The 18,125-nt window shown below is 48.0% G+C and carries 15 protein-coding genes; 10 read left to right on the forward strand and 5 right to left on the reverse strand.

The features are described from left to right. The first annotated feature begins 7 nt into the window (after positions 1–7). Together groL and P2H89_RS04940 are read left to right on the forward strand one after the other, a co-directional pair. Positions 8–1,648: a chaperonin GroEL gene (groL, locus tag P2H89_RS04935; protein ID WP_275825429.1), complete on the forward strand. Its 1,641-nt coding sequence runs from the start codon at positions 8–10 to the stop codon at positions 1,646–1,648. Between the two features lie 237 nt (positions 1,649–1,885). After that, the gene (locus P2H89_RS04940; RefSeq protein ID WP_275825430.1) at positions 1,886–2,344 is read left to right on the forward strand and encodes a nuclear transport factor 2 family protein; all 459 of its coding nucleotides are present in this window, start codon (positions 1,886–1,888) and stop codon (positions 2,342–2,344) included. 193 nt (positions 2,345–2,537) lie between these two features. Here P2H89_RS04940 and P2H89_RS04945 read toward each other — a convergent pair whose 3' ends face one another. Continuing rightward, positions 2,538–3,692, reverse strand: a complete 1,155-nt coding sequence (locus P2H89_RS04945) for a hypothetical protein (protein ID WP_275825431.1) — start codon at positions 3,690–3,692, stop codon at positions 2,538–2,540. 285 nt (positions 3,693–3,977) lie between these two features. Beyond that, on the reverse strand, positions 3,978–4,409 hold the full coding sequence (locus tag P2H89_RS04950) for an Hsp20/alpha crystallin family protein (RefSeq protein WP_275825432.1): 432 nt from the start codon (positions 4,407–4,409) through the stop codon (positions 3,978–3,980). A 243-nt stretch (positions 4,410–4,652) separates the two neighbouring features. Between P2H89_RS04950 and P2H89_RS04955 the strand changes: the two genes are divergently transcribed. The 3 genes from P2H89_RS04955 to P2H89_RS04965 all read left to right on the forward strand — a co-directional run bounded on the left by P2H89_RS04955 (position 4,653) and on the right by P2H89_RS04965 (position 9,395). Beyond that, a complete protein-coding gene (locus tag P2H89_RS04955) occupies positions 4,653–5,066 on the forward strand; it encodes a BrxA/BrxB family bacilliredoxin (RefSeq protein WP_275825433.1) in 414 nt (137 codons plus the stop codon). 144 nt (positions 5,067–5,210) lie between these two features. Continuing rightward, the gene (locus tag P2H89_RS04960) at positions 5,211–6,512 is read left to right on the forward strand and encodes a prolipoprotein diacylglyceryl transferase family protein (protein ID WP_275825434.1); all 1,302 of its coding nucleotides are present in this window, start codon (positions 5,211–5,213) and stop codon (positions 6,510–6,512) included. Positions 6,513–6,920: 408 nt separating this feature from the next. Next, on the forward strand, positions 6,921–9,395 hold the full coding sequence (locus tag P2H89_RS04965) for an outer membrane beta-barrel family protein (protein WP_275825435.1): 2,475 nt from the start codon (positions 6,921–6,923) through the stop codon (positions 9,393–9,395). Positions 9,396–10,295: 900 nt separating this feature from the next. On the opposite strand, the gene P2H89_RS04970 is transcribed toward P2H89_RS04965, so the two are convergent. After that, positions 10,296–11,063 (reverse strand): metallophosphoesterase, encoded by a 768-nt coding sequence (locus P2H89_RS04970; protein ID WP_275825436.1) that lies wholly within the window; start codon positions 11,061–11,063, stop codon positions 10,296–10,298. A gap of 78 nt (positions 11,064–11,141) precedes the next feature. Between P2H89_RS04970 and P2H89_RS04975 the strand changes: the two genes are divergently transcribed. The 5 genes from P2H89_RS04975 (at position 11,142) to P2H89_RS04995 (ending at position 16,003) form a co-directional block, all read left to right on the forward strand. Then, positions 11,142–11,633, forward strand: coding sequence for a YajQ family cyclic di-GMP-binding protein (locus P2H89_RS04975; RefSeq protein ID WP_275825437.1), 492 nt, complete (start codon positions 11,142–11,144; stop codon positions 11,631–11,633). A 1,238-nt stretch (positions 11,634–12,871) separates the two neighbouring features. After that, positions 12,872–13,123 (forward strand): type B 50S ribosomal protein L31, encoded by a 252-nt coding sequence (locus P2H89_RS04980; protein ID WP_275825438.1) that lies wholly within the window; start codon positions 12,872–12,874, stop codon positions 13,121–13,123. Positions 13,124–13,383: 260 nt separating this feature from the next. Further along, entirely contained in the window at positions 13,384–14,439 is a 1,056-nt protein-coding gene (locus P2H89_RS04985; RefSeq protein WP_275825439.1) for a putative sugar nucleotidyl transferase, read from the forward strand. Positions 14,440–14,455: 16 nt separating this feature from the next. After that, positions 14,456–15,217 (forward strand): triose-phosphate isomerase, encoded by a 762-nt coding sequence (gene tpiA, locus P2H89_RS04990; protein WP_275825440.1) that lies wholly within the window; start codon positions 14,456–14,458, stop codon positions 15,215–15,217. A gap of 366 nt (positions 15,218–15,583) precedes the next feature. Then, the gene (locus P2H89_RS04995) at positions 15,584–16,003 is read left to right on the forward strand and encodes a hemerythrin domain-containing protein (RefSeq protein ID WP_275825441.1); all 420 of its coding nucleotides are present in this window, start codon (positions 15,584–15,586) and stop codon (positions 16,001–16,003) included. Here P2H89_RS04995 and P2H89_RS05000 read toward each other — a convergent pair. Together P2H89_RS05000 and P2H89_RS05005 are read right to left on the reverse strand one after the other, a co-directional pair. Further along, a complete protein-coding gene (locus tag P2H89_RS05000; protein ID WP_275825442.1) occupies positions 16,000–16,572 on the reverse strand; it encodes a hypothetical protein in 573 nt (190 codons plus the stop codon). The genes P2H89_RS04995 and P2H89_RS05000 overlap by 4 nt on opposite strands. A 12-nt stretch (positions 16,573–16,584) precedes the next feature. Continuing rightward, positions 16,585–17,625 carry an agmatinase family protein gene (locus P2H89_RS05005; RefSeq protein ID WP_275825443.1) on the reverse strand — a complete coding sequence of 347 codons (1,041 nt, stop codon included), beginning with the start codon at positions 17,623–17,625 and terminating at the stop codon, positions 16,585–16,587. Positions 17,626–18,125: the final 500 nt, after the last annotated feature.

Raw genomic sequence — 18,125 nt, forward strand, 5'->3', positions numbered from 1 at the left:
ATATAATATGGCAAAACAACTGTTCTTCGATATCGAAGCGCGTAATAAAATGAAGAGAGGGGTTGATACCCTGGCAAATGCGGTAAAAGTGACCTTAGGTCCCAAAGGCCGTAATGTGGTTCTCGAAAAGAAATTCGGTGCACCTGCTATCACTAAAGACGGTGTTACTGTAGCAAAAGAAATTGAACTGGAAGACCCCATCGAGAACATGGGTGCTCAGATGGTGAAAGAAGTAGCTTCCAAAACTGCTGACATTGCAGGTGATGGAACTACAACCGCTACCGTACTCGCACAGGCAATCATCGCCGAAGGTTTGAAAAACGTAGCAGCAGGTGCCAACCCAATGGACCTGAAGCGCGGTATCGACAAAGCTGTTGCAGCTGTAGTTGAAAACCTGAAGAGCCAATCCCAGTCTGTTGGTATCGACAGCAAGAAGATCCAGCAGGTAGCTTCTATCTCTGCCAATAACGACGAAACAATCGGTAAGCTGATCGCTGAAGCGTTCGGTAAAGTAGGTAAAGAAGGTGTTATCACTGTAGAAGAAGCGAAAGGTACCGATACCAACGTTGACGTGGTAGAAGGTATGCAATTCGACCGCGGTTACATCTCTCCATATTTCGTTACCAACAGCGAAAAAATGGAAGCTGAACTGCAAACTCCTTATATCCTGATCTACGACAAGAAGATCAGCGCTATGAAGGATATCCTCCACATCCTCGAGAAAGTTGCTCAAAGCGGTCGTCCGTTGCTGATCATCGCCGAAGACCTGGAAGGCGAAGCACTCGCTACCCTCGTAGTGAACAAGCTCCGCGGTACCCTGAAAGTAGCAGCTGTTAAGGCTCCTGGTTTCGGCGATCGTCGTAAAGAAATGCTCCAGGATATCGCGGTTCTTACCAAAGGTATCGTGATCAGCGAAGAGCAAGGTTACACTCTGGAAAAGGCTGACCTCAGCTACCTCGGTACAGCAGCTTCAGTTACCATCGACAAAGACAACACTACTGTTGTTGGCGGAAAGGGTAAAAAAGATGATATCGTTGCCCGCGTTAACCAGATCAAATCTCAGATCGAATCCACAACTTCCGATTACGATAAAGAAAAATTACAAGAGCGTCTCGCTAAGTTGAGCGGTGGTGTTGCTGTACTGTACGTAGGTGCTGCAACCGAAGTGGAAATGAAAGAGAAGAAAGACCGTGTTGACGACGCCCTGCACGCTACCCGCGCTGCCGTTGAAGAAGGTATCGTTCCCGGTGGTGGTATCGCTTACATCCGCGCTATCGCCAGCCTGGAAAAGCTGAAAGGAGCTGTTAATGAAGACGAGCAAACAGGTATCGCTATTGTTAAGCGCGCGATCGAAGAGCCTCTGCGCCAGATCGTGTTCAACAGCGGTATCGAAGGTAGCATCGTAGTTCAGAAAGTGAAAGAAGGACAAGCCGATTACGGATTCAATGCCCGCACTGAGAAGTACGAAAACCTTTTCCGCGCTGGTGTAATTGATCCTACCAAGGTTACCCGCATCGCACTGGAAAACGCCGCTTCTATTGCCGGTATGTTGCTCACTACTGAGTGTGTAATTGCCGACAAGCCTAAGAAAGAAGAGCCCCATGCACATGGTGGTGGCGCTCCTGACATGGGCGGCATGGGTTACTAATATCATTATAGTAACGAATAATACGAGATCCCGCAGGTCTTGCCCATTGGGCGAGGCCGCGGGATCTTCCTTTTGGGGGCAGTCGGGCCACACCACGGGCTGGCACATCGCGCTCATCGCCGCACCGCTTCGTCGTTCCAATTGTACGAATCAGACAGGATTCCGCACCGCCTGTATAATACCCGCCCGTGCGGCCCGCGCATCTCCTTTATATTTAGGGTCCTTAATACAGTCAAAATGAAGAGAAGCATGTTATGGCTGGTTGCTGCCCTCGGTATGGCACAGCTGGCTCAGGCCCAAAGCGCCGAAGATTCAGTAAAGGCAACAGTAAATCAGTTGTTCGAAGGCATGAAGTCGGCCAATGCGGCCATGGTGAGCGGCGCCTTCAGCGATAGCGCCATCCTGCAAACCATCATTACCCGCAATAAAGAAGGTAAAACGGTGGTGCGCAACCAGCAGGTAAGCGCCTTCGCGGATTTTGTGGGTAAACAACAGCCGGGTGCAGCGGACGAACGCATCACTTTCGAAACGGTAAAGGTGGACGGTCCGCTGGCGATCGTATGGACTCCTTATAAGTTCTACCTCAATGGGGCATTCAGCCATTGCGGAGTGAATTCCTTCCAGTTGGTGCGGCTAAACGGGCAATGGAAGATCCAGTACCTCATCGATACCCGCCGCAAGGACGAGTGTAAGTAAGCGACATGAAAAGGTCGTGGCCGAAGGGCGGGGACCTGGTAGCGCTCCGAAGGCAAAGACGAGTGTAAGTAAAGGACCATCACGAAAGACCATCAATAGCGAGAGGCCGAACAAACAGCATCGACTGCTGACTGTTCGGCCTCTTAATTCTTACTACCGGGCCTGATCCCTGCCAGGCACCTGGCTGTATGTTTTATTTCTTCAACCGGTATTTCTTATTCACTTTCCGGCTATTGAAGTAATCGTTCAGTTCTTTTTCGGTCATCGTGTTGTCGAACTCGAGCGGAATATCGATCAGCTGTACCTGTATTTGCTTCAACTCGTCTTTGAGCTTATTGGTCTTCTTGGCAATGTCGGGATCCCGTTCTCCTACGATGGAGTTATCCTGCAACATATATTCCATACGCTTGATAGCCGATCGGATCGAGCTGGCCTGGTTTTGATCAAATACTTTTTGGGGTGCTACCGCTTCCTTGATGGGGACCAGCGATACGCCCACACTCGGTAATATCTTACCGGTTTTTTGGGAGCCTACACTCGTGGAAGATGTGAGGATCGTTCCTGTCAATGCGGTGGTGGAACTGGTAATATCGAAACCTGTACGGGCATTCTTCGTCTTCTTTACGCCTTTGTCCAACTGCACAAAGGTGTACTTGAGCTGCAATACATAGGTCCGGATGTTGCGGGAGATCTGGGCAAACTCCTGCAGGGCAAACGGGTAGTTGAGGGCGTCTTTTACGATCACCTTTACAACGGCGGTATCCCGCACCATGAAACGGTTGGAGCCGATAAAACTTAGCAGCAATACTTTTTCCTTGCCCGGGTCGGTTTCCTTGACAAAGTCGAAGGGAGGCGACCAGATGAATTCATCATCGCACTTTTTAACCGGGGTATAATTCTTCATGGGCAGGTTGGCCAGGAAGGTAATATTGTCGATGGGAAAGCTACCGAATTCGCATTGTACTTTAAAGGCCAGGGTGTCTCCTTCCTCGATGGTCACCGTCGAGTTGACCGAAGGTTTCATTTTGGCCGGTACGATCTCCGTATTGTAAAATACGATGGCAAAGGAGGTGTCGATCCTTTCGGCCGGGTTATCGAGGCTTTGTACGCCGATATTGACCCGGTACTCATTATCGTACCGCAGTTTACCACTTAAGAAATAGGATTTTTCTGCTTTGAAGGTCAGCGTACCATTGTCTTTGTTGATGCGGAGGCCGACGGGCGAATTGCGCAGGTACCAGTAATACTTGGATTCATCTTTGTTGATCTCCAGGCGGTAAATGAGCGTGGAGTCTACGTGCAGCGTGAAATAAGGATTGAGGTTCTTGATACGCAGTATCGTTTCCATCGAATCGATATGGACAGGGGAGGTCCCCACTGTATCCATCGTTTTTGTTGGAATAGTGTCGGTCTGTCGATCTTGTGCTGCTAACCAGGCGATTGGTGCAATCAGCCAAACGATCAGCACCATCGTTTTTTTTACGAAGGGATTTGGACTTATCATGTTTTAGAATCGTGGCCGAAGTTAAACAACAAAACAATAAAAAACCCATCCAAATGGAAATCTGGATGGGACTATAACCAAAACCAACTGCTTATGAAAAGAGTTTTAAGAAATATTTAAAGTATTTACTTACTGAATGTTAATTTGTTTAACACTTGCCTTAGGCTGTTCTTTCTTGGGCAGGTGCAGTTTCAACACACCCTGATCGTACTTAGCCTGGATATTTTCTACATCGATGTTCTCATCAACGCTGAAGCTTCTTTTAAAGCTGCGTTGTACAAATTCCCTGCGAACTGTTTTGTACTCTTCATTCTTCGTTTCTTCTTTCTTTTCGAAGCTGATGGTGAGTAAACCTTCTTCCACTTTTACCTGGAAATCTTCTTTACTTAAACCGGCAGCACTCAGTTCTACATGGTACGCGTCGGGCGTTTCATGGATATTTACCGGAGGATTGTGCAGGGCACTGTCTTTCCAGGTAGCAGGGATCTGATTGAACAGATCGTCAAATACTGAATTGAATACGCGGTTAGCGGGACGGTTGTTGAATTTTACGAGTGTCATAGCTTATAACTTTTTATTGTTTTGAATGATTTGTACAGCTGTATAGTCAAACGGTATACCAGTGCCAGAAAACAGCTTTTTTACCGCCAAAATGGAAGAAACCGGAGAGGTGATAGGACAAAATGACCTGTTTTGGTGCTATTGATATGACAGAGTGGCTGGTTGGTCTATTTCGAAAAGCTGACTTCAACTTTTTGCGTAGATTTGCGTTCTAACAATTGAACTTAAAAACATTAAATAATTATGTATCCAGCTGAAATAGTGCAGCCCATGAAAGAGGAGCTGACAGACTATGGTTTTACGGAATTACTGACGCCTTCAGACGTTGACAGTCAGATCGGTCAAACGGGAACTACCCTTGTAATGATCAATTCGGTATGTGGATGTTCGGCCGGATCGGCCCGTCCTGGTGTATTGATGGCGGTAGCCAATGCAAGCAAAAAGCCCGATCACCTGACTACCAGCTTTGCTGGTTTTGATCTGGATGCGATCAGGAAATTGCGCGAGCACCTGTTGCCTTACCCTCCATCATCACCTGCCATCGCGCTTTTCAAAGATGGCCAACTGGTGCACTTCATCGAGCGCCACCAGATCGAAGGACGTCCTGCGCAAATGATCGCGCACAACCTGATCGGCGCTTTCGATCAGTACTGTTAAGGAATTATGCTGATTAAATTCAGCTTTGTTCATAGTGATAAACCTTCCCATTCCTGGGAGGGTTTTTTATTGCTGCCAGCTTTTACTTATCATTGCACATTCAAAACCTATAACCGTTCTCATTAAATTCAACTACGCTTATACATGTATCCCAATTTATATTATGCTTTCCGTGATCTGTTTGGTGTTGAGGCTTCGGGATTGCGCTTTGTAAATTCATTCGGCTTTTTTGTGGCGCTCTCGTTCCTCGCAGCGGCCTGGGTGCTTACCCGTGAGCTGAAAAGGAAAGAGCGGGCAGGCCTGCTCACCGGCACCGATGTAAAGATCGTAGTGGGTAAACCGGCTACTATAGGCGAGATCTTGCTCAACTTCATACTGGGCTTTATCCTGGGATATAAGATTGTTGGCCTGTTCCTGTCGAAGGATCCTGCTGCCGCCGATCCCCAGGCTTTCATATTCAGCACGGCCGGTAACCTGCCAGTGGGATTTGTGCTCGGGTTGCTATTTGCTTTTATTAAATGGTGGGAGAAGAATAAGTTAAAGCTCGACAAGCCCGAAGAGCGTAGCGTGCGCATCTGGCCGCACGACAGGGTAGGCGACCTGGTGATCTATGCAGCCCTGTTTGGCTTTCTGGGCGCCAAAGTTTTCCATAACCTCGAAAACTGGAACGAGTTCTGGGCCAGTCCGATAGAAGCCCTTCTTTCATTTAGTGGTTTAACTTTCTATGGCGGGTTGATCTGCGCTGCGGTGGCGATCTTCTTCTATGCCCGTAAGCACAATATTGGTTTCAAGCACCTTTGCGATGCGGTGGCCCCCGGCCTCATGATCGCTTATGCCATTGGCCGCATTGGCTGCCAGGTGGCCGGCGATGGCGACTGGGGTATCCTCAACAGTGCCTATGTAACTACGGTTGATTCGAAAGTGCAGCAGGTGGACTCAACCGTGTTCAAGGGAGCCCTGCAGGCCAACAGCCGTTTCTATTTAAAGACCTTCCAGGTGGAGTCGCTTGACCAGGTGCACCACAAATCGGTAAAAGCGCCCTCCTGGCTACCCGATTGGATGGTGGCTTACCAATACCCGCACAACGTGATCAATGAAGGCGTACCCATTCCGGGCTGCGTTGACCAGCAATACTGCAACCAATTGCCGATACCGGTTTTCCCGACACCGTTCTATGAGTCGGTCATGGGTTTCCTGTTATTTATATTACTGTGGTCATTGAGATCAAAGCTCAAAATACCCGGAACCATGTTTGCTGTTTACCTGATTGTGAACGGATTGGAAAGGTTCTTTATAGAAAAGATACGGGTCAACACCACTTATAGCATCAGTGGTTTCCATCCCACCCAGGCCGAGTTGATCTCTTCCGGACTGGTGATCATTGGTGTGGCACTCTATTTTTACCTCTCGCGCAGAAAACCAACTGCGGCGCCCCAGGCTATTTAAGTGCTTGCGAATTGCCTTAGTTTGATTTTCAAGATTTAATATTATCTGATTGATATTTATAAAAAGGACCGGTTACCGGTCCTTTTTGTTTGGCGGCCGCCGGGCGAGTATAGTTTCAACCAATCCTACCAGGTTCAGCACCAGGCGTTTCTGAAGCTCCTGGCAGCTTGTTTTGACCGTTTATAGGTATTTTGGCCGTTCGGCCGTAGTTTTTAGCCATTCATCCCAAGCGACAGTCTCCCTGTAACCTTCTCCAAAGTTGTGCGTCCTATTATCGTTCCCCGTTATTTACCGGACATCAGTATTATCAGCCATCTACCACTTGGTAATGTACTATGTAACACATAGTACCTACTTTTGGACTGTAATAATCAAGACAAAGTATTCAACTAAATAAAGAGTATAGCCATGAGAACAAAACTAGTCGTAGTGTCCATTATCCTGACTGCTTTAAATCTATCCGCATTTGCCCAGCAACAGGCCGGCAAAGTGGGTGGTAAAGTAGGAGGGGCCGATAAAGCCTCTCTCCAGGCCGCTACCGTAACCCTGCTGAAAGCCAAAGATTCTGCCGTTGTGAAAATGTCCGTTTCCGACAAGGAAGGCAAATTCGAGTTTGAGAATGTACCTAATGGTAAATACCTCCTTCTCGTATCTGCCGTAGGCCACGAGAAGAAATATACCCCCGCTTTTGAAATGAACGGCCTGGCAGTGGATGCCGGCCAGATCGCTCTTACCGGCACCTCTAAAGAAATGAAGACGGTTACCGTTACCGCCAGCAGGCCGATGATCGAGCAAAAGATCGACCGTACGGTGGTGAATGTTGAAGCTTCCGTAACCAATGTGGGCGCCAATGCCCTCGAAGTGCTGGAAAAAGCCCCCGGCGTTCAGGTCGATAAAGATGGTAACATCAGCCTCAAAGGAAAACAGGGCGTGATCGTGATGATGGATGGCCGCCCCTCTTACCTTACCGGTCCCGAGCTCGCCAACCTGTTGAAAGGTATGCAGGCTTCTCAGCTCGACCAGATCGAGATCATGACCAACCCTCCTGCCAAATACGATGCCGCCGGTAACTCGGGCATCATCAACATCAAAACCAAGAAGAATAAGATCAAAGGGTTCAATGGTAATGCTACGGTGGGCATTGGTCAGGGTGTTTATTTCAAGACCAACGAAAGCATCAGCCTTAACTACCGAGATGGTAAGATGAACCTTTTCAGCAGCTATAGCTTTGGCTACAACGAGAACTTCCAGCAGCTGGATATTTACCGCCGGTACAAGAACGAAGACAAGACCACCAACGCCATCTTCGAGCAGGTTGCTTTCATGAAGCGCCTTAACCGCAACAACAACCTGAAACTGGGTATGGATTATTACCTCACCAATAAGACCACCATCGGCTTTGTGCTCAGTGGTTCTTACAATCCACAAACCAACGACGGTGACAATACCAGCTACCTCAAGAATCCTCAAATGGCGGTAGACTCGATCATCACAGCCGATTCCTACATCAAAGAAGTATGGAAGAATGCGAGTGTGAACCTGAACCTGCGCCATCAGTTCGATTCAACCGGTCGTGAGCTCACTGCCGATGTGGACTATATCCGCTACGACGCTACCAACGAACAGAACTTTATCAATACCACTTTTGATCCTAAATGGGTAAAGCGTTATGATGAATTGCTGAAAGGCGACCTACCCCTGTCGATCAATATCTACTCGGCCAAGGTCGATTATACGCATCCTTTGAAAGGCAATGCCAAACTCGAAATGGGTATCAAGTCGAGCTACGTGAATACCGAAAACAAAGCCAACTACTTCGATTTCCGCGGTGGTCAATGGCAGGCAGATTACACGAAGACCAACTTCTTCGATTATAAAGAGAACATCAATGCGGCTTATGTAAGCCTCAACAAGCAACTCGATAAAAAATGGGGTGTGCAGGCTGGTCTGCGGTTTGAGAACACCAACCTGGATGGTATCCAGTACGGTAATCCTACCCGCAAGGATTCGGCCTTTGATCGTTCTTACAACAGTTTGTTCCCTACGGTCTACATCAGCTACAATGCCAGCAAGACCAATCAGTTTGGCTTGTCATATGGCCGTCGCATCGATCGCCCTTCGTATGAAGACCTTAACCCTTTTATGTTCTTCATCGACAAGTTTACTTATGGATCGGGTAACCCCTTCCTGAGGCCTCAGTACTCCAACAACTTCGAGTTGTCGCATATATTCAAAGGCTTCCTGACCACTACGCTGAACTATAGCATTACCAAAGACCTGTTCAACGAAGTGTTCAGTCAGGAAGAACTGGCCAATGGCGATAAGGGATATGCTACTATCGTGCGCCAGGGTAATATTGGCCGCCGGGAGAATGCAGGCATTGCGGTGAGTTTCAATATGCCTATCACCAAATGGTTTACCACCAGCCTCTACAGCAACTACAACTATACCAAGTACAGCGGTGTGTTGAATGGTGAGAAGCTGAGCATCGAAGCCGGCAACCTGATGTTGAACATGAACAACCAGTTCAAGTTCAACAAGGGCTGGAGTGCAGAGTTGAGTGGCTGGTACCGTTCGAAAGGTCCCGAAGGACAGATCATCCTGGAAGCTTTTGGTCAGATGTCGGCCGGTGTTGCCAAACAAGTGTTAAAGACCAAGGGTACCGTGAAGTTGAATGTGCGTGATATCTTCTATACCCAGCAGCCCCGTGGCGATATCAATTTCCAAAGCACCGAAGCCCGCTTCAAGAACTGGCGCGATTCGAGGGTAGTGAATGTAACCTTTACGTATCGTTTCGGTAAGCCTTTGAAGAATGGCAATGGTCAGCGTAAGAAAGGTGGTGCTGGTGATGAGCAGAACCGCGTGAAGGGTGGAGGCGAATAGTGCCTCTCTGCGGCCCCCGGAGATGAGCATGCAGTTTTTTGCGGGTGGGGTGCTGCAACCGGTTGAAAAATCTGATGTAAAAATACCAGCCTTTGATGCAATAATCAGGCATACCACTTTCTGGTAGTTTTGGCTGGTATGCGGTTTGTACTATAAAAAATGTGTTTCCCAAAATGAATAAGTTTTCGTCAAATGGGAAACAGTGTTCAGTCTGACAAAAGTAAGTAGCCAGAAAAACAAAATGATTAAGCGGATGTAGGGTAACCGGTGGCCATGAGGTAGAAATTTTGATCGTTGCTGAAAAAAAATATTGATACCAAAATGGCCATCGGATACAGTGAGCAGGCAGATGAAAATGCGATTAAAACAGTTAATGAAATGTTACGTGGAGGAGAAGCCGTTTAATCGTGTTTTAATGATCTGGCGGGGCTTTTGGAAAATTTTAACAGGACGCGGCACAACCTTTTCTTTTTAAAATGGTCTTATATAAGGTAGCCAACGATGAAAAAAATTATACTCATAGCAATAGCGATCATGTACCTGGTAGGCTGTGGAATTTCGTACATGTAAAATAAAATGACCAAGGTGGCCGTTTATAGATTGTTGGATTGATGCAGCGACAGAGAGTATAACAGTAAAGCAGATCTTAGATAAACTCATTATAAATTTTTTCTCATAAGCAGTTAGTTTTGGTTAACGGGCCCCATGTCTATGGGGCCTTTTTCATTGTATACCTTCAAAGAAGTCTTCAGTATTCCCGCCAATGGAAACTGCTACCGCAAAGGGAATTGATTACCGCTAAGAGAATGAATGACCGTAAAGGGAATAGGCTACCATTAAGGGAATTGGTTGGAGTGTTGAAGTAGTGTGTGTTGAATACGCAGGCAGTCGCTGTACAATTTATCGGTAAGAAAATTCATACAGTTCACTCACCGGATCCGATTGCCAGTATTCTTTAGTAGCGACGTTCATGATGGTTACTCTTCCTCCACCTCCGCCACCTGTATCGATGTTGTTTACATTGGCTGCTTTCATGGGTTGATCGGTATCCCATACAATTGTCCTGGTGTGGCCAATAAACACTTCGTTGAACGGCGTGGCCATGCGAAATTTCGTTTTCTTCTCTTTGCCTTTGTTGCCCGCCTCCCACGATAAGGCTTCGAGCCATAGCTTGCGATCCCAGAAGAGGTCTTTATTGATCTGCTGTTCGATGGGTTTGCGCCGGTTGAACCCTGCATGCACAAAGCAGTTGTTGAGGTCGTCGATGTAGAACAGCCTTTGTGACTGGAAGAAGTCGCGGTGCGCCAGCGGTATTTCGGCTGGTTGCAACAACAAAGGACTGGGCTGGCCATATAGTGGCAGACCATCGGCGCGGCCGGCTGCGTGGAGATAGGAGCGCAACGTGCCTTCACCGCCTTGTGCAAAATGATAGGGGTGGCGACCGGTTTGGATGAATTCAAGGAACCAGTCGTCGTGGTTGCCCCGCAGGGCAATCAGGTTTGGGATACTGAGCAGTTCATCCACGCAGGCATACACTTCATCGAAGCCATCGGTAACGTCGCCCAGTTGGATCAGGGTGTCGTGCTGCCGGTCGAAGCCGGACCGGTGCAGGCATTGTACCATCGCCTTGTAAGCTCCATGAAGATCGCCCATTACAAAAGTGCTCATCGGAAGGAAGGGATTTGTGTCCGCAAAATAGGATATTATGATTTGCATACATTTTATAGCTTTGCGCAAAATGTTGCTATGCCCTCATTCGATATCGTTAGTAAAGTAGACGCTCAGGCATTGGACAATGCCGTAAACGTAACCAACAAGGAGATCACCAACCGCTATGACTTCAAAGGCACGCATGTGGTGATCAATCTGGACAAGAAGGAGTTCAAGATCAACCTCGAAACGGAAGACGACATGAAAATGCGCCAGCTCGTGGATGTGTTGATCAACCGGGCTCACAAGCAGGGTATTGCCCCGCAGGCCTTCGATACGTCGAAGGAGTCTTATCCCAGCGGCAAACTGATCAAGCAGGAAGTGAGTGTGCGCAACGGGTTGAAGCAGGAAGATGCCAAAAAGGTCGTAAAGCTGATCAAAGATTCGGGCCTCAAGGTGCAGGTGCAGATCATGGACGATACCGTTCGCGTAACCGGCAAAAAGATCGACGACCTGCAGGAAGTGATCGCATTGTGCCGGGGGGCGGAGCTGGGCCTGGCGCTACAGTATGAGAACATGCGTAGCTAAGTGGCGGGCGCTTGCCGGAATGTTTCTCTGGCGGGTATGGTCAAAACATCTTCCCAGCGGGCAGGGGAGTGCCCTTTGGGGCGTTCTAAGGGAGCGTTGGGGCAACTATAGCCAAATGCGCTGCCGGGGCTTAAAAAAGGCCGCGGGGCGACAAAAGGTAAACTTGCTGTTGAACCCTTAAACAGCCGCCGGGCCTTGATTTGGGCGATCCGTGTGCCGCGCAAATGTGCATAACCTGGTGCACAACTGGTGCATATCCAAAGCCCTTAATATTTGGAATCAGTATAGTATCTAAAGTATCTTAGATGTAGAAAGTCGCTCGAAATACCATAAACAGTCTTAAGAGCGAGTTTTAGAAAGCATTGGATTAGTAAGTTATACAAGCGAAAGCAAGTATAGAATATTAACCCGGTGCTTTTTTCTTTTGGATGCCTGGCTAATGCCGGGCTATTTTTTTTGGTACTTGTCCGGTCCTTAACAGGCTGATTGTGAGTCTATTGAAGAGGGTTCAGCCGGTAAGAATGGCACTGGCTTTTTTCGACCTTTAGCTAAATAGGCGTGTAACTCCCTGATACTGTACCAAGTATCCTACCATTTTTCCACTCGTAAATAGTGGGGGTTGCACTGTTCAGGGGACTCCAGTGCGGTTTCCAGTATAGCTCAGTGCCATTCGCAGGCAATATCACTAGAGTAAAACACGGCTTTTGGCAGGCCTGGTCATAGGAATGGTGAAAATGATGCGGAACGCCGGCAAGCAGTCTCCAATTTGAAAGATTGGGGTGCAAGAGAGCCGGCAAGCAGACTCCAATTTGAAAGAACGGGGTATAGGAGAGCCGGCAAGCAGAAAATTTGATGGCGGCGGGGCAGGGGGCGTACCCTTCCCGGTTACTGCCCAACCTTAAACAGTGTTTGGCCATCATTAATCTGGCCGCTTAGGGTGCGTTTTTGCGCCTTTCGTCATTTTTTCTATTTTATATTCTTTAACTATTTGGCCTGCAACCGTAATGAATTATCTTCCATCTATATAGTAGTTGAGACAACGCAAACGATTGAATTTTTCCAGTTGCTTGACTTTAGTCAATAAACAGTGTTGCAACGACAATTTTGTTGAACTTAAATTGGCTGGCAATTGAAATAAATTTAATTTGGCGGTAAGACAGTCGGGAAGTAATTTTGCGGCTTTGTAAATAATTAAACATTGTACGGCAAAATCCGTACAACCTTTAAATCAGAGAGTTATGAAAAAAGGCATCCATCCCGAGGGTTATCGGTTCGTTGTTTTCAAGGACATGAGTAATGGTACTAGTTTTTTGAGCCGTTCTACTTCGCCAACTAAAGAAACTATTAAGTTTGAAGATGGCAATGAGTATCCGCTGATCAAATTAGAAATTTCCAGCACATCTCACCCCTTTTACACAGGTCAGAATGTGTTGGTAGATACAGCCGGTAGAATTGATAAGTTCAAAAAACGTTACGAAAAGAAGAAATAAGCTTAACTTCAGCATAACATTTTTTGTTTTTCATGGCTATACTTTCCCTTTCCTATTCTTAGGAGAGGGATTCTTTTTTATAGGCCTGCCTCATTTTTCATGAATATCCAATAATCTGCTCCTCCGGAATAACGTTGCTTGCATACCGTGTTGATTGATCGCTTGTATAGGTGTTCCTGATTCACCAGCCTGGAATCAGGATTGCATAACAGGATGTATTACATTTGAAACTTAGTCTGTAAACAAGGTAAACTCAAGCCATGGTATTCCTCAACGATAAAGAAGTACGCGAGCATTTGTTCCCCTTCACGGAGATACGTTCGGCCGCCGATATCCGGATCGGTATCCTCACCATTCGCGAAAAATGGGAGGCGCTGCTGGGTCAGCAGGTTCAGGTGGTAGAAGATGGCAGCCAGGTAGTATCGCCCGATGCAGCCCTGTTTGCGTCCAACATCATCCCCTCGGCTGCATTTATCCATTCTCTGCAACAGGAAGGTCATACCCTCAAGAAAGATCCCGACTGGGACGCTATCAAAATACTCCAGTATCCCTGGCATATATTTCAATGGAACGATTGGGCTTTGCGCGAAGACTTCAAACTCGTTACCAAAGACCGTGTGTCGCAGGTAATTCCGGAGAGCGTGCAGGTGATCAATGCCCAGGACATATTTATTGAAGAAGGAGCGCGCATCAGCCACTGCATGCTGAATGCGTCCACCGGGCCCATCTATATCGGCAAACAGGCGGAGATCATGGAAGGCAGTTTTATCCGCGGACCGTTTTCGCTGGGCGAAGGTGCGGTGGTGAAAATGGGCAGTAAGATCTATGGCGCCACTACCATCGGCCCTTATTGTACGGTGGGCGGCGAGATCAAGAACAGCGTATTCTTTGGTTATTCCAACAAGGCCCACGATGGTTATCTCGGCGATGCCGTGATCGGAGAGTGGTGCAACCTGGGGGCCGGTACGTCCAACTCCAACCTGAAGAACAACGCCACCGATGTAAAAGTGTGGCACAATCCCTCCAAAGATTATATACGGGCCGGTATGAAATGCGGTTTGCTCATGGGCGACTATTCCCGCGCGGCCATCAATACCTCCTTCAACACCGGTACGGTAACCGGTGTTTGCGCCAATATTTTCGGGGAAGGACTTACGCCTAAATTCATTCCCAGTTTTACCTGGGGCAGCAAAGCTTTGTCGCGGTATGAATTCGACAAAGCCCTGTCCGACATCAGGAACTGGAAGAAATTAAAAAATCGACAACTCACAGACGAGGAAACAAAGCAATTGAAACATATTTTTGAGCAATCATAAAAAAACCAACCAACTCATGCGTAAACAAATTGCCGCTGCTAACTGGAAGATGAACTGCACTTATCAGCAGGGGGAAGAGTTACTTGACAATATTCTCGGCGCCCAAATTGCCCTGGCCGACCACCAGCAGGTGGTATTTGCCGTTCCGTTCCCTTACCTCATTATGGCGAACAGCGAAGTGGCCGATGAAAAGAACTACTTCATAGCAGCACAAAATTGTTACAATAAGAAATCAGGGGCGTATACCGGCGAAGTTTCTGCCGAAATGCTTCACTCCATAGGTATCAAATATTGTGTACTGGGTCATAGCGAGCGTCGCGAATATTTCCAGGAAAGCAACAGCACCCTGGCCGAAAAACTCGACCTCTGCCTCGAATATGGTATCACGCCCATCTTCTGCTGCGGTGAGCCGCTCAGCATCCGCGAAGCGGGTACACAGAACAGCTTTGTAGAAGTGCAACTGAGAGAATCCCTGTTCCATTTATCCGAAGCGGTGATCTCGAAGATCGTGATCGCTTACGAACCCATCTGGGCCATCGGTACCGGTAAAACCGCCACTTCCGATCAGGCGCAGGAAATGCATGCACACCTGCGCGGTGTATTGGCGAAGCAATATGGTCCTGTGCTGGCCAACACCGTGCCCATCCTGTATGGCGGCAGCGTGAAAGCCAATAATGCGGCTGATATTTTCGGTCGTCCGGATGTGGATGGTGGCCTCGTAGGCGGCGCCTCCCTCAATGCCAGTGAGTTTATCGCCATCATCAAGGCGTTGAAATAATCTCTTCTCTGCTAGTGTTGCCGGCAACAGGAAAAGTTGCCGGCAGCCAGGCAGTTTGATCCTCAGCCTCTTCTATTTTCCTGCCAATAACTTTACGTATTCTATTTCCTTCTTCGTAACTTTAATAGACCCGCCAGTTGCGGGCATTTCTACCCTGTTCATATTGATGCCCCCTTGCCTTAGATCTCCACTGCAATGCGAAAATTGACTTCTTTTATTTGACGTTCCAGCCTGGAAAAACCTGGTTGCACTGAATCCGGCTTTCACACAACTGCTTCCGCCAATTGGACAAGATTTGTTAAAGTTTTCCACATCGTATGGTTGTGGAGTAATAATTGTCGTACGTACTTTAAAGGAGGGACCACTATGGAACGGAATACCGTACTACAGCCATTTTTGAGCCACCTGGCCCACGAACGCGATACCTGTACCCGGCTGCTGGGGCTTTTTATGTCGGGTAAGAACAGGGATGCCGTGAAACTGGATGTCCTGAACTTCTGGCAGCAGGACCTGCGCAGGCATGTTGATGCAGAAGAAGCAGCCCTTATACCTTTTCTCCAGCGACATCACTTTAATCAACAGCTTACAGCTCTTATACACAGAGAGCACGATACCATCCGCATACTCGCCGATCGCCTGTTGAAGGATAAAGAGTCCGACTATCTTTTTGAGGTATTTATCAAGCTGGTGCACCAACACCTGCTATTCGAGGATAAAGTAGTTTTCCATCATATCGAAGAAACGATACCGGCGCCCGAGCTGGCACAACTAAGGTTGGTGGCTTAATAAGAGGAGGTGGAGGCGGCCTGCCTGCTCAACTGCTTGCGGCAGTATTCATTGAACTCATCTTCATCGGCATCATCTTCTTCATCGTCTTCCACTTCGCGCTGGAGGACGCGGTTGTTGAGGAAGTCCATGGTGAGCAAACCATCCTTCAAGACGATGTTGTCGAACTGGCTCCATTGATACCTTTTCTTGAACAGGGAGTTGAAGACGATCTCCTGGTCGGAGAAGCCAATTTCTATGGAGTATTTTACCTGGTATTCGAGGAGTGCCAGGATGATGAATACGAAAGTGAGCCATTGGAAGAAGGGCATCTTCATCCATACAAGGGCTGCTATGAGCAAGGCGCGGCTGTAATAAACTTTCTTTCCTTTGGAGGAGTATACCACATTCCAGATCAGCACTACGGTTACGGCGATTGAGCCTATCAGGTAGGCTACCGGCACTTCGCCCACTACTACGATCATTTCCCGTGCGAAGAACAACACGGAGATCACTCCCAGCAACAGACCGATGATATCGATGTATTTGGTTTGTTTATTCTTAAGGCTAACGACGTATTGATAGACCATGCGGGGCGCTTATTAATTGCAAGCTACCAGTAAATTGCTTAACTTCCATAAAACGCGGGCGCCAACATTGGCGTCCCATTCATTTTCTCCCACACCCACTTCGGTGAGGTCGAAGCCAATGAACTTACGGCCGCTCTTGATGATCCTTTTCAATAAATAATATACTTGTTGTGCTTCGAAACCGCCCGGTACGGGCGTACCGGTATTGGGGCACAATTTGGGATCTAGGCCATCGATATCGAAACTCAGGAATACGTTTTGCGGTAATTGCTCTACGATCTCGTCGACGATCTGTTTCCAGGATTCGCCTTCATAGATCCTTTCCTTGATCGTTTTATCGAGGTAAGTAACAACACGGTCTTTGTTGTTGCAGATATAGTTCCACTCTTCTTCGCAGTAATCACGGATGCCGGCCTGTACCAGTTTGGTGAGTTGCGGCACTTCTTTCAGCGCATTGTACATAATGCTGGCGTGGCTGTAGCGGAAGCTTTCGTACCCCTGGCGCAAGTCGCAATGCGCGTCGATCTGCAATATGCCGAACGATTCGTATTTCTCTGCGATGGATTTGTAATAGCCAAGGGCTGTGCTGTGATCGCCACCGAGGAGGGCTACCAGTTTGCCCTGGTCGAGCAGTTCCTTGGTTTGATCGTATACCCAGTTGTTGAGGTATACGGCACCTTCGTTGATCTCCTTGAGCGATTTGCACATGAAGTTGTTCTTCTCCACGGCTTCGCCTTTGGATATATAATCGATGTATAGCTCTGCTTCCTTGCGGAGGTAGTCGCTTTTCAACAGTATCTTCTTGTCGGGCACGCGCATGTAGAAGCCCTGTTTCCAGGCGTCTTTTACGTCGGCATCGTACAGGTCGACATGCATACTTGCTTTAAAGATATGGTCGGCAGCCCGGGCTGTGCCTGCGTTACAGCTAACTGTAACTTCCCAGGGCACAGGAAGAATTACTAAGCGGGCATCTTCTTCTGTGAAGGGTAATCCGAATATATTATTATTGGGGTTACTTACTCCGTTGGGATCAAAATGCGATAAGTCTGTCATTGTTGAAGAGGTCTCTTCTTTAAAAACGCCGTGCAAGGTAGCACAGTATTGAATAGAAGCAAAATTATCTCTGGGAGTTGCATGAACGGCCGTTAGTTAACGTAGCTGTCCATGCCGGCGTGGTGTGTGCGAGGGAGGTGGAGCGTGGTTGTGCTGGAACTCCAGGCGTAAAGTTGGTTGCCTTACAAAAGGGGGTGGGTGTCGGAAGCAGGTGAGTCGCGGCGCGTGGCGGGTTGAGTCCTGTTGAGTGTTGGATGAGGCGGGCGGGCGTGGACCGATGGCGCGGCATAGCGCGTGAGGGATTGCTTTCTCGTGTTGCGCGTTGGCCGGGGAGATTTTACGAGGTGCCGGGCACCTTCCGGAGGGGCGGTGGCGCCCTTTACGGAGCGTGAGGCCCGGAGCGTGTCCCGGAGGCGGGTATTACGAAGATTTCCAATAAATTATAAAATTCTGAACAAAATGCAAACAGCTTGGTTATACAGGCCGTACACACATAAAAA

Origin of the sequence: Paraflavitalea sp. CAU 1676 (genome assembly GCF_029223285.1) — a bacterium.
Classification (GTDB): domain Bacteria; phylum Bacteroidota; class Bacteroidia; order Chitinophagales; family Chitinophagaceae; genus Paraflavitalea.